12 protein-coding genes are annotated in these 15,695 nt (G+C 55.8%); 8 read left to right on the top strand and 4 right to left on the bottom strand.

The window, feature by feature from the left end:
* Window positions 1-47 precede the first annotated feature (47 nt).
* The 5 genes from mrcB to fhuB all read left to right on the top strand — a co-directional run bounded on the left by mrcB (window position 48) and on the right by fhuB (window position 8,681).
* Window positions 48-2,579, top strand: a complete 2,532-nt coding sequence (gene mrcB, locus RAC60_RS03915) for a bifunctional glycosyl transferase/transpeptidase (protein ID WP_375092715.1) — start codon at window positions 48-50, stop codon at window positions 2,577-2,579.
* Window positions 2,580-2,777: 198 nt separating this feature from the next.
* Window positions 2,778-4,979 (top strand): ferrichrome porin FhuA, encoded by a 2,202-nt coding sequence (fhuA, locus tag RAC60_RS03910; RefSeq protein WP_324029024.1) that lies wholly within the window; start codon window positions 2,778-2,780, stop codon window positions 4,977-4,979.
* A gap of 39 nt (window positions 4,980-5,018) precedes the next feature.
* Window positions 5,019-5,813: a Fe3+-hydroxamate ABC transporter ATP-binding protein FhuC gene (fhuC, locus tag RAC60_RS03905; RefSeq protein WP_039338691.1), complete on the top strand. Its 795-nt coding sequence runs from the start codon at window positions 5,019-5,021 to the stop codon at window positions 5,811-5,813.
* A gap of 10 nt (window positions 5,814-5,823) precedes the next feature.
* Window positions 5,824-6,702 (top strand): Fe(3+)-hydroxamate ABC transporter substrate-binding protein FhuD, encoded by an 879-nt coding sequence (fhuD, locus tag RAC60_RS03900; RefSeq protein ID WP_039338689.1) that lies wholly within the window; start codon window positions 5,824-5,826, stop codon window positions 6,700-6,702.
* On the top strand, window positions 6,702-8,681 hold the full coding sequence (gene fhuB, locus RAC60_RS03895) for a Fe(3+)-hydroxamate ABC transporter permease FhuB (RefSeq protein WP_375092713.1): 1,980 nt from the start codon (window positions 6,702-6,704) through the stop codon (window positions 8,679-8,681). Before fhuD ends, fhuB begins: the two co-directional genes overlap by 1 nt.
* A gap of 32 nt (window positions 8,682-8,713) precedes the next feature.
* On the opposite strand, the gene hemL is transcribed toward fhuB, so the two are convergent.
* Window positions 8,714-9,994, bottom strand: coding sequence for a glutamate-1-semialdehyde 2,1-aminomutase (hemL, locus tag RAC60_RS03890; protein ID WP_033740299.1), 1,281 nt, complete (start codon window positions 9,992-9,994; stop codon window positions 8,714-8,716).
* A gap of 200 nt (window positions 9,995-10,194) precedes the next feature.
* On the opposite strand from hemL, the gene erpA reads away from it, so the two are divergent.
* The gene (gene erpA / locus RAC60_RS03885; RefSeq protein ID WP_006117744.1) at window positions 10,195-10,542 is read left to right on the top strand and encodes an iron-sulfur cluster insertion protein ErpA; all 348 of its coding nucleotides are present in this window, start codon (window positions 10,195-10,197) and stop codon (window positions 10,540-10,542) included.
* 29 nt (window positions 10,543-10,571) lie between these two features.
* Here the strand turns inward: erpA and RAC60_RS03880 are convergent, their stop codons facing one another.
* From RAC60_RS03880 to mtnN, 3 genes are all read right to left on the bottom strand, one after another.
* A complete protein-coding gene (locus RAC60_RS03880; protein WP_006117745.1) occupies window positions 10,572-10,823 on the bottom strand; it encodes a hypothetical protein in 252 nt (83 codons plus the stop codon).
* A 121-nt stretch (window positions 10,824-10,944) separates the two neighbouring features.
* Window positions 10,945-11,757 (bottom strand): vitamin B12 ABC transporter substrate-binding protein BtuF, encoded by an 813-nt coding sequence (btuF, locus tag RAC60_RS03875; protein ID WP_039338684.1) that lies wholly within the window; start codon window positions 11,755-11,757, stop codon window positions 10,945-10,947.
* Window positions 11,750-12,448, bottom strand: a complete 699-nt coding sequence (gene mtnN / locus RAC60_RS03870) for a 5'-methylthioadenosine/S-adenosylhomocysteine nucleosidase (RefSeq protein ID WP_006117747.1) — start codon at window positions 12,446-12,448, stop codon at window positions 11,750-11,752. The genes btuF and mtnN overlap by 8 nt, the downstream gene beginning before the upstream one ends.
* A gap of 92 nt (window positions 12,449-12,540) precedes the next feature.
* Here mtnN and dgt point away from each other — a divergent pair, with 92 nt between their 5' ends.
* Complete coding sequence (gene dgt / locus RAC60_RS03865) at window positions 12,541-14,031, top strand: dGTPase (RefSeq protein ID WP_006117749.1); 1,491 nt, start codon at window positions 12,541-12,543, stop codon at window positions 14,029-14,031.
* Between the two features lie 133 nt (window positions 14,032-14,164).
* Window positions 14,165-15,613: a serine endoprotease DegP gene (gene degP, locus RAC60_RS03860; protein WP_324029018.1), complete on the top strand. Its 1,449-nt coding sequence runs from the start codon at window positions 14,165-14,167 to the stop codon at window positions 15,611-15,613.
* Window positions 15,614-15,695 lie beyond the last annotated feature (82 nt).

Here is a 15,695-nt window from a genome sequence, read left to right as displayed (position 1 = left end):
GTTAGAGTAGCGGCGCAGCCGTAAGCTATGCCTGGAGAATGAAACCAATGTCTGGGAACGATCGCGAACCTATTGGGCGCAAAGGAAAACCGTTGCCACCGCGCAACAGCGCCCGCCGTGGGCGGCGCAGAGACATCGATAGTGATGTCTCTCAGGACGATTTTGATGATGATTACGAGGAGGAAGCGCCGGTGCCACGTAAAGGTAAAGGTGGAAAACCGCCGCGCGGCAAACGCCGTTGGCTGGGATGGTTTATTAAGCTGTTCCTGGTATTTGTAGTGGTCATGGCCGCGTGGGGCGTATACCTCGATTCGGAAATTCGCAGCCGCATTGACGGTAAAGTGTGGCAACTGCCCGCTGCTGTCTACGGTCGTATGGTCAGCCTCGAACCTGGCATGGCCTACAATAAAAGCGAAATGATTGCCCTGCTGGAAGGCACGCAGTACCGCGAAGTCTCGCGCATTACGCGTCCGGGAGAATTCTCGGTCAAAGGCAACACCATTGAACTGCTGCGTCGCCCGTTTGATTTCCCGGACAGCAAAGAAGGGCAGATTCATGCCCGAATGACATTCAGCAAAGATGAGCTGAGTGAGATTAAGAACGTCGAAACCGGGCGTGATTTTGGTTTCTTCCGGCTTGATCCTCGTCTGATTACGATGCTGCAGTCACCTAATGGTGAACAGCGCTTGTTCGTTCCCCGTGCCGGTTTCCCTGATCTGTTGGTGGATACCTTAATCGCAACGGAAGATCGCCACTTTTATGAGCACGACGGCATCAGCCCGTACTCCATTGGCCGTGCCTTCCTGGCGAACATCACCGCCGGAAAAGCGGTGCAGGGCGGCAGTACGCTTACCCAGCAACTGGTCAAAAACCTGTTCCTGACTAATGAGCGTTCGCTGTGGCGTAAAGCCCGTGAAGCCTATATGGCCGTGATCATGGATGCCCGTTACAGCAAAGATCGTATTCTGGAGCTTTACCTGAACGAGGTGTATCTCGGTCAGGCAGGTAACGATCAGATCCGCGGTTTCCCTCTGGCCAGCCTCTACTATTTTGGCCGCCCGGTTGACGAGCTGAGTCTCGATCAGCAGGCGATGCTGGTGGGCATGGTGAAAGGGGCGTCGCTCTACAACCCATGGCGTAACCCGAAACTGGCCCTGGAACGACGTAATCTGGTGCTGCGCCTGCTGCAGCAGCAGAAAGTGATCGATCAGGAACTGTACGACATGCTGTCGGCCCGTCCGTTGGGCGTGCAGCCGAAAGGCGGTGTGATTACGCCACAGCCTGCCTTTATGCAGATGGTGCGTAATGAGCTTCAGGCAAAACTGGGCGACAAAGTCAAAGATCTGTCGGGCGTGAAAATTTTCACCACCCTGGATCCGGTTTCTCAGGATGCGGCCGAAAAAGCCGTTGTAGACGGTATTCCCACCCTGAAAAAACAGCGCGGTCTGAAAGATCTGGAAACCGCAATGGTGGTCGTTGACCGCTTTACGGGTGAAGTTCGCGCGATGGTCGGTGGGGCCGATCCGCAGTTTGCCGGGTATAACCGCGCGTTGCAGGCGCGCCGATCCATCGGCTCGCTGGCGAAACCGGCCACCTATCTGACCGCGCTGAGCCAACCCAACACTTACCGCCTGAACAGCTGGATTGCGGATGAGCCTATTGCGCTGAAACAGCCGAATGGCAGCATCTGGAAACCCATGAACGACGACCGGCGCTTTAGTGGCAAAGTGATGCTGGTCGATGCGCTGACGAACTCCATGAACGTGCCAACGGTTAACCTGGGCATGACGCTGGGACTGAATGCGGTGGTGGACACCTGGACGAAGCTGGGTGTGCCTAAAGATCAGCTGAATCCGGTTCCGGCGATGTTACTGGGCGCACTCAACCTGACGCCTGTGGAAGTGGCTCAGGCCTTCCAGTCCATTGCCAGCGGCGGGAATCATGCAGAGCTGTCAGCCGTGCGTTCGGTCATCGCGGAAGACGGTACCGTGCTGTACCAGAGCTTCCCGCAGGCTCAGCGCGTTGAACCGGCACAGGCGGCTTATTTAACGCTGTATACCATGCAACAGGTCGTCGATCGCGGTACCGCCCGGGCGCTGGGGGCACGTTTCCCGAATGCGCACCTGGCAGGGAAAACCGGCACCACGAACGATCTGGTCGACAGCTGGTTTGCCGGGATTGATGGTAAAGAAGTGGCGATCACTTGGGTTGGCCGTGATAACAACCAGCCGACCAAACTCTACGGTGCCAGCGGGGCGATGCAGATTTACCGCCGCTACCTGGACAATCAGGCTCCGATGCCGCTGCAGCTTACGCCGCCGGAAGATGTGACGATGATGAACATTGATACTGCGGGTAACTTTGTTTGCGGTTCAGGAAGCAGCACATGGCGCACGCTGCCTGTCTGGACGCTGGATCCGAATGCGCTCTGCCAGCAACAGCAACAGCAGGTTCAGCAAATGCAGCAACAGCAGCAGATGCAGGACCAGCAACAACAGCAGTTACAGCAGCAGCAACAGCAGGAACAAAAAGACAGCAACGGCGTTGCCGGCTGGATAAAAGATATGTTCGGCAAATAACCCGTCAAACGCGGATGAAAAAGGCACTTCGGTGCCTTTTTTTATTCCACATCAAAACCCCTTGCCATCGTCCGTGACACGACGCCACGCCGGGGAATTCTGCTTGCAGAAATTGCGAGACTTCGCATATTATCCAATCGTTATAATAATCATTATCGTTTCGATTCGCTTAATCATCCCCATTTGAGAGACACCTTCATGACAGCGCGTTCTATCCCTTTTGCTTCTCCATCCGGCGTATTTACGCGTCGGCCTCTGGCTTTGATCATTGCCCTGGTGACCAGCGGCGCAAGCGTAATGGCTTACGCTGAACAAACGGTGGTGGTATCTGCAAATGGCGGTGGTGCGGTGGCGCAGGAAAACGCGTGGGGCCCGGCGCCCACCATCGCCGCAAAACACAGCGCCACCGGCACCAAAACGGACACGCCGATTGAAAAGAATCCGCAGTCGGTTTCTGTGGTGACGCGAGAAGAGATGGAGATGCGCAGCGTCACCAGCGTGAAGCAGGCCTTTAATTACACGCCGGGTGTGCTTACCGGTAACCGCGGCAGTTCAGGCGTCTATGATGCGTTGTCAATTCGCGGTTTTAGCGAAACCAACACCAACCAGTATCTCGATGGGTTGAAGCTGCAGGGCGACAACTACTCGGAATTCGCTATTGATCCCTATTTCCTGGAGCGGGCTGAGCTGCTGCGCGGGCCGGTGTCGGTGCTGTACGGTAAGAGCAACCCGGGCGGTGTGGTCGCGCTGGTCAGTAAACGTCCCACCCAGGAAACGCTGCGTGAAGTGCAGTTTCAGATGGGCAATCACAATCTTTACTCCACCGGCTTTGATTTTGGCGGTGCGATCGATGACGCAGGCGTTTACAGCTACCGTCTGACAGGCCTGGCGAGCAGCCAGGATGCCCAGCAGGCGAACAACAAGCAAAAGCGCTACACCATCGCGCCGTCCTTCAGCTGGCGACCAGACGAAAACACCCGTCTGGATCTGCTGACCTACTTCCAGAATGAACCGGACACGGGTTATTACGGCTGGTTACCGCGTGAAGGCACTGTCGTGCCCATTACGCGTCCTGATGGCAGTCAGTACAAACTGCCCACCAACTTTGATGAAGGGGAGAAGAGCAATCGCATCTCCCGTAACACCAAAATGGTCGGCTACAGCTTTGAACACCGTTTTGATGAGACCTGGACGGTACGCCAGAACCTGCGTTATGCCGAGTTAACGACGGATTACCGCAGCATTTATGGCAATGGATTTAACGCCGCCACCCAGGAAATCACGCGAGGTTATGCCACTTCAGACGAAAAACTGAATGAGTTCGCCGTCGATAACCAGGCACAGGCAAAATTTGCAACCGGTCAACTCGACCATACGCTTTTGCTTGGTGTGGATTATCAACGCATGCGTAATGATATCAACGCAGCGTTTGGTTCAGCATTTCCTTTGAATGCGGTTGCTCCTCAGTACGGTAATGATTCGCTTAACGGCACGCCTTTCCCCTATCGTTATCTGAACAAACAGGAACAAACCGGCCTTTACGCGCAGGATCAAATGGCGTGGGATCGTTGGGTGCTGACGTTAGGCAGCCGTTATGATTACGCGATGACATCTGCGTTAAATCGCGACACCAATACCGAAGTCAAAAATCATGATCAGGCCTTCACCTGGCGTGGCGGCGTAAACTACGTTTTCGATAACGGTATCGCGCCTTATTTCAGTTATAGCGAATCCTTTATCCCAACGGCCGGGACGACAGTGAGCGGGCAACCTTTCGACCCATCGCGCGCTAAGCAGTACGAAACGGGGGTGAAATATGTGCCGAAAGATCGTCCTGTCGTGGTTACGGCTGCGATGTATGAACTGACTAAGTCCAAAAATTTAACAGCCGATCCTGACCATACCCTTTTCCGCATCCAGAGCGGCGAAATCCGTTCTCGCGGTGTCGAACTGGAAGCCAAGGCGGCCCTCAATGCCAACGTCAACCTGACCGCGTCTTATACCTACACCGATGCTGAATATACGGAAGATACACAGCTCAAAGGCAAAACCCCGGTGCAGGTGCCTAAGCACATGGCCTCGCTGTGGAGCGACTATACCTTCCATGAAACGGCGCTGTCCGGCGTAACGTTGGGCGCGGGCATCCGTTATGTGGGCGAAACACAGGGATTATACAGTGCGGGTCCCGACGTGAACCAAAACTTCACCGTCGCGGGTTACACTACCGTCGATGCCGCGTTGAAATATGATTTAGGCCGTTTTGGTTTGCCTGGCTCAACGGTTGGCGTTAACGTTAACAACCTGTTTAACCGTGACTACGTTGCCAGTTGCTACCGTGAATACGCGTGCTACTGGGGCGCAGAGCGACAAATTGTCGGCACCGCCACGTTCCGGTTCTGATCGATGAGGGCGCTTCGGCGCCCGTTTACAGGGATAACCATGCAGCTTCCGCAGTACCAACAGACCGCCTTCCGACTGGATAACGCCAGCTTTCGCGTACCGGGCCGTACGCTCCTTCATCCCGTTTCTCTCGCTTTTACGCCAGGTAAAGTCACCGCGCTGATTGGGCACAATGGTTCAGGGAAATCCACGCTGTTAAAAATGCTGGGGCGGCATCACGCGGCCAGTGAAGGGCGGGTTCTGCTCAACGAACAGCCTGTTGATCGCTGGAGTAGCAAAGCGTTTGCCCGTGAGGTCGCCTATTTGCCGCAGCAGTTACCGGCTGCGGAAGGCATGACGGTACGTGAGTTGGTGGCCATTGGGCGTTATCCCTGGCATGGTGCGCTGGGGCGCTTTACGCAGGACGATCGCGAGCGGGTCGCGCAGGCAATCGCGCGGGTTGGACTAACGCCATTCGCCTCGCGGCTGGTCGACAGCCTCTCTGGTGGTGAGCGCCAGCGTGCATGGCTGGCAATGATGGTCGCTCAGAACAGCCGCTGCCTGTTGCTGGATGAACCTACCTCTGCGCTGGATATTGCCCACCAGGTGGATGTGCTGGCGCTGATTCAGACGCTGAGCCATGAACATGGCTTAACGGTCATTACCGTCTTACACGATATTAATATGGCGGCTCGCTATTGTGACCATCTGGTCGCCTTGCGCGGCGGCAAACTGATTGCAGAAGGTGGACCAGAACACATTATGCAGGCAGATGTGTTGCAGGCGATTTACGGTATCCCAATGGGCATCTTCCCCCATCCTGGCGGCGGCGCGCCGGTGAGTTTTGTGTGTTAAGGATACGATAATGCCGGATTTATATCGCCGTCGCCTGCTGATGGCAATGGCGTTGTCGCCTCTCATCCCGTCTTTCCCATCGCCTGCGGCACAGCCTGACAGCGACCGCGTTATTGCGCTGGAGTGGCTGCCCACCGAGTTACTCCTGGCGCTGGGCGTGAACCCGTTGGGTGTGGCGGACGTGCATAACTACAACGTCTGGGTCGGACAGCCGCCATTGCCTGCGGGCGTGGTGGATGTCGGGTTACGTACCGAGCCAAATCTTGAGCTGATGACCCAGATGCATCCCTCGCTGATTCTCTGCTCGAACGGTTACGGTCCACCGAAAGATAAGCTGCGGCGCATTGCGCCGATCATGGGGTTTGACCTGCACAATGGCGATGGCAAACCGCTGAGTCGCGCACGGGCCTCATTGCGGGCGTTGGCGGCCCGACTGGGACGTGAGGCGCAGGCTGAGGCGCATCTGCAACAGGTGGATGCGGAGATTGCGGCGGCGCGTCAGCGTCTGGCGCCGCACGCCGGTCGGGCCATTTTGCTGATGTCGCTACTCGACAGCCGCCACGCTATTACCTTCGGTAAAAACAGCTTATTCCTGGAAGTGATGGCGCTTTTGAATCTGAAAAATGCCTGGCAGGGCGAAACCAGTTTTTGGGGCAGCGCCGTGATTGGACTGGAACGGCTGGCCGTTTTCCATGACGTAGAGGCTATCTGCTTCGATCATGACAATGATGCTGTGATGCAGCAACTGTCGCGAAGTCCGTTATGGCAGTCCATGCCGTTTGTTCACAGCGGCCATTTCCAGCGCGTTCCGGCGGTGTGGTACTACGGTGCGACCTTGTCAGCCCTGCACTTTATTCGCGTGCTGGAACGTGCGCTGGAGAAATCGTAATGCGTCATCGTTTTTTCCCGTTAGCCGTGACAGGTACGCTGTTCTTCCTGGCGTTGATGTTAACCGCGATCAATCTGCAACAGGCGCTGCCCACGAACCAGTGGTTGCAGGCGCTGTGGACACCGGACAGCAGCAACATTGAGCAAATGGTCTTTCACTACAGCTTACTGCCGCGCTGGTCACTGGCGCTGCTGGTGGGGGCAGGGCTGGGGTTAGCCGGATTACTGTTTCAGCAGGTGTTGCGCAATCCGCTGGCCGAACCGGGCACGTTAGGCGTTTCATCCGGCGCGCAGTTAGGAATGACCGTCGCGACCTTATGGCACCTGCCGGGTGGGGCGCTGGCTCATCAGTTCGCCGCGTCGGGTGGCGCGCTGTTGGTCGGTGCGCTGGTGTTCAGCGTGGCCTGGCGCAAACGTCTGTCGCCCGTTACGCTGATTCTGGCAGGGCTGGTTCTCAGCCTGTACAGCGGCGCAGTGAACCAAATATTTGCCATCTTTAACCACGATCAACTGCAGAATATGTTCCTGTGGAGCACCGGCACGTTGAATCAGATGAGCTGGGACAGCGTTACCCAACTCTGGCCACGTCTGGTGCTGGCGCTGGTGCTGTCTCTGGCACTACTGAGACCGCTTACGCTGATGGGGCTGGACGATGGCGTCGCCAAAAATCTTGGGTTAGCGCTGTCTGCTATGCGGCTGGCCGTCCTGGTTCTGGCCATCTTGCTGAGCGCTCAGTTGGTGAGCGTAGCGGGGATCATTGGCTTTATTGGTTTATTTGCACCGCTGCTGGCAAGGCTGCTGGGTGGACGGCGGTTACTGAGCCGCATGCTGCTGGCACCCCTGATTGGTGCACTGCTGCTCTGGCTGGCGGATGCCTGCGTACTCTGGCTCACGGCGCACTGGCGCGAGATCTCCACCGGAACCGTGACGGCGCTGCTGGGCGTGCCCATTCTGTTGGCGCTGTTACCTCGCCTGCGAACCGGATCCGTTCCGCCTGCGCTGGATCAGGGGGACAACGTGCCGGTCGAGCGATACCGTTACGGGCGCTGGACGCTGGTGGGATTGCTGATGCTGGGCGGACTGACATGGCTTTGCCTGGCCTTTGGGCGTGATGCGCATGGCTGGATTTGGACGTCTGGCGACATGCTGCAACAGTTGTTACCCTGGCGCGCGCCGCGTGTGCTGGCGGCACTGGAGGTCGGCCTGATGCTCGGTGTGGCGGGCAGCCTGATCCAGCGCCTCACCGGTAATCCCATGGCCAGTCCTGAAGTGCTGGGCATCAGTTCCGGCGCGGCCTGCGGTGTGGTCGTGATGCTGTTCTTTGTTCCCGGCAACGCGCTGGCATTTCTGTTGCCGGCAGGTGCGCTGGGGGCGGCGATAACGCTGGCGGTTATTATGCTGGTCGCCAGTCGTGGTGGTTTCTCACCGGAACGTATGCTACTGGCGGGTATGGCACTCAACAGCGCCTTTGTCACCATTCTGATGCTGTTGATGGCAAGTGGCGATCCGCGCATGGCGGGGTTACTGACCTGGATATCCGGATCAACTTACAACATCAGTGCTACGCAGGCGCTGCAAAGTGCAGGCTTTGCGGCTGTTTTAGTGGCATTAGCGCCACTGGCCAGCCGCTGGTTAACCATTCTGCCACTTGGCAGCATGACCGCACGGTCTGTCGGTATGGCACTGACGGGTTCACGACTCGCCCTGTTGCTGTTAGCGGCGGCCTTAACGGCTTGCGCCACGCTGACGATTGGGCCGCTGAGCTTTGTCGGCTTAATGGCACCCCATATGGCCCGTATGTTGGGCTTTCGCCGCGCGCTGCCACAGGTGTTACTGTCTGGCGTGCTGGGGGCCGGGTTAATGGTGGCCGCAGACTGTTGCGGGCGCATGCTGGCCTTTCCCAGTCAGATTCCGGCGGGCCTGATGGCGACCTTTTTGGGCGCACCTTATTTTATCTGGCTACTGCGCCGTTCACGTTAAAAAAAAAGACCGGCTCAGCCGGTCTTTTCTCATCAGAGCTTCGCGAAACAGCGCCGGGCCGCCTCGATGGTGTGCTGAATATCCTCATCAGTATGTGCCAGCGACATAAACCCGGCCTCAAAGGCGGACGGCGCAAAATACACGCCTTCTTCGAGCATCAGGTGGAAGAAGCGCTTGAAGCGTTCCACGTCGCACTGTGTCACGTCCTGATAGCAGGTGACGCTGTCGGCATCGGTAAAAAACAGGCCAAACATGCCGCCAACCTGATTCACCACCACGGGAATATTTTCCTGTCTGGCTGCCTCAACCAGCCCCTGAGCCAGTTGTTCAGTCAGACGGTTCAGCCTGTCATGCATACCTGGCTGCGCAATCTGCGTCAGGCAGGCATAACCGGCGGCCATGGCTACGGGATTACCGGACAACGTACCGGCCTGGTAAACCGGCCCGGTCGGTGCCAGCGCGGACATGACCTCGCGACGGCCACCGAACGCACCCACTGGCATGCCACCGCCGATGATTTTGCCCAGGCAGGTGAGATCCGGCTTCACGTTATAGTGTGCCTGTGCGCCGCCCAGCGCCACACGGAAGCCTGTCATCACTTCATCAATAATCAGCAGCGCACCGAACTCATCGCACAGGGCACGCAGGCCCGGCAGGAAGTCAGGCTGCGGAGGGATACAGTTCATATTGCCGGCAACAGGCTCAACGATAATGGCAGCGACAGCCGCGGGATACTGTTCAAAGGCCGCACGAACAGAGTCCAGATCGTTATAGGTGCAGGTCAGCGTATGCTTAGCAAAATCGGCGGGTACGCCCGGCGAGTTGGGTTGGCCCAGCGTCAGCGCACCTGATCCGGCTTTCACCAGCAGGTGGTCGGCATGGCCGTGATAGCACCCTTCGAACTTGATGATCTTATCGCGTCCGGTAAACCCGCGCGCCAGACGAATCGCACTCATGGTCGCTTCGGTGCCGGAGTTGACCATGCGCACCATTTCCATACTCGGTACCAGGTCACATACCAGCTGCGCCATGGTGACTTCCATCTCGGTCGGCGCACCAAAGCTCAGGCCGCGCTGGGCTGCCTCAATCACAGCCTGACGAATGCCTTCGTTGTTATGTCCCAGTACCATTGGCCCCCATGAGCCAACATAGTCGATATAGGCTTTGCCATCGGCGTCATACAGACAGGCGCCATCAGCATGCTCAATGAACAGCGGAACGCCGCCGACACCGGTAAACGCACGGACCGGCGAGTTCACACCGCCGGGGATCAGGCGTTGTGCTTCGGCGAACAGTTTTTCAGACTTACTCATTTTCGGCTCCAGCAGTTCATATAATTTCGGGCTATTCTACGGAAGAGGGGCGGCCGACGAAAGCCAGATATCCCTGCGTACGACTTCTCCGCGTCAATCCGGCACAGAGTGCGAAGCTGAGCGCTTGATTGCGGCGGGTCGCTGGCAGATAATAGCAACATTGAGGTCGTTTTCTGACCCGGACGTTTACGGAGTAACTCATGAGTGATGAAGTAGTAGCACTGCCGTTGCAGTTTACCGACGCAGCAGCCAACAAAGTGAAAAATCTGATTGCTGACGAAGATAACCCGGCGCTGAAGCTGCGTGTGTATATCACTGGTGGTGGTTGCAGCGGCTTTCAGTATGGTTTCACCTTCGACGATCAAATGAACGACGGTGATATGACCATTGAAAAGCAGGGCGTTTCGCTGGTGGTTGATCCAATGAGTCTGCAGTATCTGGTAGGCGGTTCGGTGGATTACACCGAAGGTCTGGAAGGGTCGCGCTTTATCGTAACCAACCCGAACGCCAAAACCACCTGCGGTTGCGGGTCTTCCTTCAGCATCTGATCATCAGGCCGCTCTCTCCGGGCGGCCGCTTACCATTCTATTGTCACCAGTCTGTCGTTCGTTGTGCGGCTTCCCTGACGCTTCAGCACCGTTTGCGTCACGCGCGGCTGTGCGCTGCTCTGGCGACCGCAGTCAACCTGTGGCGAAGACGGGCTTCGCACGCTGTTGACTTCGCAACGTGAATAGATAACAAGTCTGGCATTGATAGAGCCGGTCGTGGATCCCGCGAACGCCTGCTGCGCGATCACAAGCCCTATGGCCAGAAGCAGGGCTTTAGTCATAGTGAATTCCTGGTGTAGTCAAAAGCGCATCGCGCAGAAGGACGGCGGGCTTACATGGCACGCGTCTCTTAAATAACGTTAACGGCAGTGAAAATGATTACTTTAATTGGCAGGGCAATATTCAGTAGCCTGAAGATGCCTTTGGGGCGGGATGCAGTGCCTCACAGAGCTGCTCTGCGGCTAACAGGATACGCGGGCCCGGACGGCTGAGCCAGTCCTCGTTAATGGCAATGATGCGTACGTTGAGCTGCGGCCGCCAGAACTGCGCAAGCGTTTCAGCCTGTTGCGAACCGCCCGTTGTCACAATGACCTGAGGGTGGCGCATCAGGACCTGCTCCCGGCTCACCTGAGGCCAGCTCACCGGACTTGCGGCAAAAATATTTTGCCCGCCACACAGGCCGATAATGTCATTTTGCAGCGTCGCTTTAGCCGCCGTATACAGGGGGGAAAGACCAAACTGCACAAAAACGCGTACGGGGGGTTGCGGACGGTAGCGTTGGCGCAAGGCTGCGACCTGCTGGCGTAGTTGCGTAGCGGCCTGTGTAGCACGCTGGGGGGACGGGCTCCATCGGGCTAATCCAGCTAGCGAATGAATCATGTCATCCAGTGTCGAGGTGGCGACCCATTCCACATGAATCCCTGAGTGCACTAACTGCGCCACCTGACGGGATGAGGTGCCGCCGGGCCATGCCAGCACAACATCGGGCTTAAGCTGTAAAATGCGCTCAAGGTTCATCCCCTGCCAGGTCGCGACCTGCTCAATCTTTTGTGCTTCAGCGGGATAACCCGACCAGGCACTGACCGCAACCGGCGTGATGCCGGCGGCAAAAGCCAGTTCAGTCAGGTGAGGAGCCAGGGTGATGACGCGGGGCGGTGCAGCAGGCAGGCTGCTGCAAAACAGCAGCAGCCAGCAAAACAGCAGGGATTTAGCCATGTGCCAGGCGGGCCAGCAGATTTTCCACCATCAGGGAGGACTGCTTAGCGGCAACGCTCAGGAACTCATCGAAACTCAGGTGCGATTCCTGATCGGCCACATCGGAGATCGCGCGGACGACCACAAACGGCACGTTAAACTGGTGGCAGACATGGCCGATAGCGGTGGCTTCCATCTCAACGGCAATCGCCTGTGGGAACGTCGCGCGAATGCGGGCCAGAGGGGCTGCGCCATTGATAAACGCGTCACCGCTGACCACCAGGCCGCGAACCGCGTTGAGATTCAACTGCTGAATACAGGCTTCTGCGGCGGCGATCAGCTTACTGTCTGCGGTAAAGGCCGCGGGGCAGCCCGCCATCTGGCCCGGTTCATAACCAAAGGCTGTGACATCGGCATCGTGATAGCGCACTTCATCGGACACCACAATATCGCCTACCTTTAACGAAGAGGCTAAGCCGCCCGCTGAGCCGGTGTTAATCACCAAATCGGGTTTGCACAATTGCAGTAACAATGTGGTGCCCATAGCGGCCGAGGTCTTACCAATGCCGGATTTCAGCAACGCAACGTCCACACCATTCAGTGTGCCAGTGTAAATTTCACAACCAGCCAGAGACAGGGTCTGGCGATTTTCAATTTTGTCTCGCAGCAGGGTAACTTCCTGCTCCATTGCGCCAATGATGCCTGCTTTCATTTTACGTCTCGCTAATGTAATGGATGTCAATATCAGGCATAGTCTATCATGGCAGTGACGGGATTATTTCACGAAAAAATAAGGGGACAGCTATGGCGACGATCAATTTCAGGAAGAAGATCAGCTTCACTCGCCCTTATAGCAACCGTAAAGATCCACAGGGGGAATATTTTATTACCCGCCATTTCGAAAGCGATCGTGGGCGGATCATTAATTCAGCGGCAATTCGTCGACTGCAACAAAAAACCCAGGTATTCCCGCTTGAGCGCAACGCCGCCGTACGTTCCCGTCTGACGCATTCGCTTGAAGTGCAACAAACCGGCCGGTATATCAGCAAAGAAATTCTGCAGACGCTAAAGATGCAGGGTGGACTGGCAAAATATGGTCTGGATGACATGGAAGGGGCGTTCGAAAGCCTCGTCGAAATGGCCTGCCTGTTACATGACGTAGGTAACCCACCGTTTGGGCATTTTGGCGAAGCCGCCATTAATGACTGGTTTGAAGATAACCTGCCCGCTGAACTGGTCGATCCGCTGGTTGCGGGTGTTGAAAACGAGGCGCAGCGCGCGGACTTTGATCGCATGAACGCCATGATTCGTCAGGATTTGTGCCACTTCGAAGGGAATGCTCAGGCTATTCGCATGGTGCATTCGCTGCTGCAACTCAACCTGAGCTATTCTCAGGTAGCCTGCATCCTGAAATATACCGCGCCCGCCTGGTGGCAGGGGGAAAAACCGGCTCAGTTTAGCGTATTAATGAAAAAGCCGGGCTTCTATTTATCTGAGCGGGAATATATCGATGAGCTCCGCACCGCCACAAATTTGACGGAACACCATCGCTTTCCGCTGACCTATATCATGGAAGCCGCTGACGACATCTCCTATTGTATTGCCGATTTAGACGATGCCGTTGAAAAAGCCATATTTAACGTGGACAGTCTGTATGAATATCTCAGCAAGGCCTGGGGAACAATAAATAATAACGATGCCTTCAGTCGTACAGTGGGGGAAGCGTGGCGCGAAGCGGGCAGTAAAAAACGCCGTAGCCGTAGCGATCAGTTTTTTATGTCGCTGCGGGTCAATGTTCAGAATGTTTTGGTCACCTACGCGGTGAAACGTTTTATTGATAATCTGCCTGCCATATTCGAGGGACACTTCAACCATGCTTTATTAGAAGACGAAGGTGAAGAGGGCCGTTTATTACAGATTTTTAAAACCGTGGCGCGCCAGCAGGTGTTTAATCATTCCGAAGTTGAGCAACTGGAACTGCAGGGTTATCGGGTAATTAAAGGCTTGCTGGAAATATATCAGCCGCTGATGTCGCTCAATTATGAAGCGTTTACCACACTGATAAATGAAGACTTTTTACGCCATCATCCCATAGAGACCCGACTGTTCCATAAACTGTCTGGAAAACACCGAAAAGCCTATTTGTATAAAATGCGTACATTGGTTGTTGAGCATAAATATGAGCGTTTGTTATGGGAACGTTATTATCGTTTTCGCCTGATTCAGGATTACATTAGTGGCATGACGGATCTCTATGCCTGGGATGAGTATCGTCGCTTAATGGCGGTGGAATAACCCGAGAATTGTAAAGAGCGCGAATAAATTTTTACTTTTGCCTAAAACTTTTAGAGGAACTTCGCGCTAAAACATTTATCTCAACATTCGACCACAGCAATGGTCAGTATATCCATCATTGTGAGATACCAAAATGAAAAAAACCTCGTTAATGTTAAGCGCCCTGGCGCTTAGTCTTGGCATGGCACTGACCCCTGTGAGTGCTTTCGCTGCGGAAACATCCTCTTCCGTGTCATCCACCAACAGCCAGCAGTTGCCGAGCCTTGCGCCAATGCTGGAAAAGGTTATGCCTTCAGTCGTGAGTATCAGCGTTGAAGGAAGTACGACTGTCAAAACGCCACGGATGCCGCAGCAGTTTCAGCAATTTTTTGGCGATAATTCGCCTTTCTGCCAGGACGGTTCGCCGTTCATGGGCTCACCGCTTTGCCAGGGCGGTGACGGTGGCGGTGCCCCTGCCGCGCCAGATACGCAGCAGCAAAAATTTAGAGCGCTGGGCTCTGGTGTCATCATTAACGCTGAAAAAGGCTATGTGGTCACCAATAACCATGTGGTAAACGACGCGACGAAAATTCAGGTAAAACTGAGCGATGGTCGCAGTTACGATGCCAAAGTGATTGGTAAAGATCCCAGCTCGGATATCGCATTAATTCAGCTGGAAGGTGCTAAAAATCTTACCGCGATTAAGATGGCCGACTCTGACAATTTACGGGTGGGCGATTACGCCGTGGCGATTGGTAACCCGTATGGTCTGGGTGAAACCGTTACGTCTGGTATCGTGTCCGCGCTGGGACGCAGTGGCCTGAATGTTGAAAACTATGAGAACTTTATTCAAACCGATGCGGCCATCAACCGGGGTAACTCGGGTGGCGCTCTGGTAAATCTCAACGGCGAGCTGATTGGCATCAACACCGCTATCCTGGCACCGGACGGCGGCAATATTGGTATTGGCTTCGCCATCCCGAGCAACATGGTGAAAAACCTGACGGCACAAATGGTGGAATACGGTCAGGTTAAACGCGGCGAGCTGGGCATTATGGGGACCGAGCTTAACTCTGAGCTGGCGAAGGCGATGAAAGTCGATGCGCAACGCGGTGCATTCGTCAGTCAGGTCGTACCGAACTCCGCGGCGGCGAAGGGCGGTATTAAAGCGGGTGACGTCATTGTGTCGATGAACGGTAAGCCGTTAACCAGCTTTGCTTCACTGCGTGCCGAAGTCGGCTCGTTGCCGGTAGGAACCACGCTGAAACTTGGCATACTGCGTGACGGTAAACCGCTGGATGTGACGGTTCAGCTGCAGCAGAGCACGCAGGACAAGGTGCAGTCCGCCACCATTTACACCGGTATTGAAGGCGCGGATCTGAGCAATAATTCAGGTAAAGAGAAAGGCGTTCGGGTTGACAGCGTGAAAGGGGGCAGCGCGGCGGCCAGAATTGGCCTGAAAAAAGGCGACCTGATTCTTGGCGTCAACCAGCAGGCCGTCAGCAATCTGGGCGAACTGCGTAAAATCCTCGATACCAAGCCACCGGTACTGGCGTTGAACGTGCAGCGCGGAGACAGTTCACTGTATCTGCTGGCGCAGTAATCACAGGCAGCGGTTTATCAGGCGGACTTCGGTCCGCCTTTTTTATGGCGACGCGCACAAATGTGATGGTCGCCGCATTTCT

Source organism: Pantoea sp. BR_17, from assembly GCF_041955125.1.
GTDB lineage: Bacteria > Pseudomonadota > Gammaproteobacteria > Enterobacterales > Enterobacteriaceae > Pantoea > Pantoea stewartii.
Note: the sequence above shows the minus strand (reverse complement) of the source record. Positions and strands in the feature narration are given on the sequence as shown.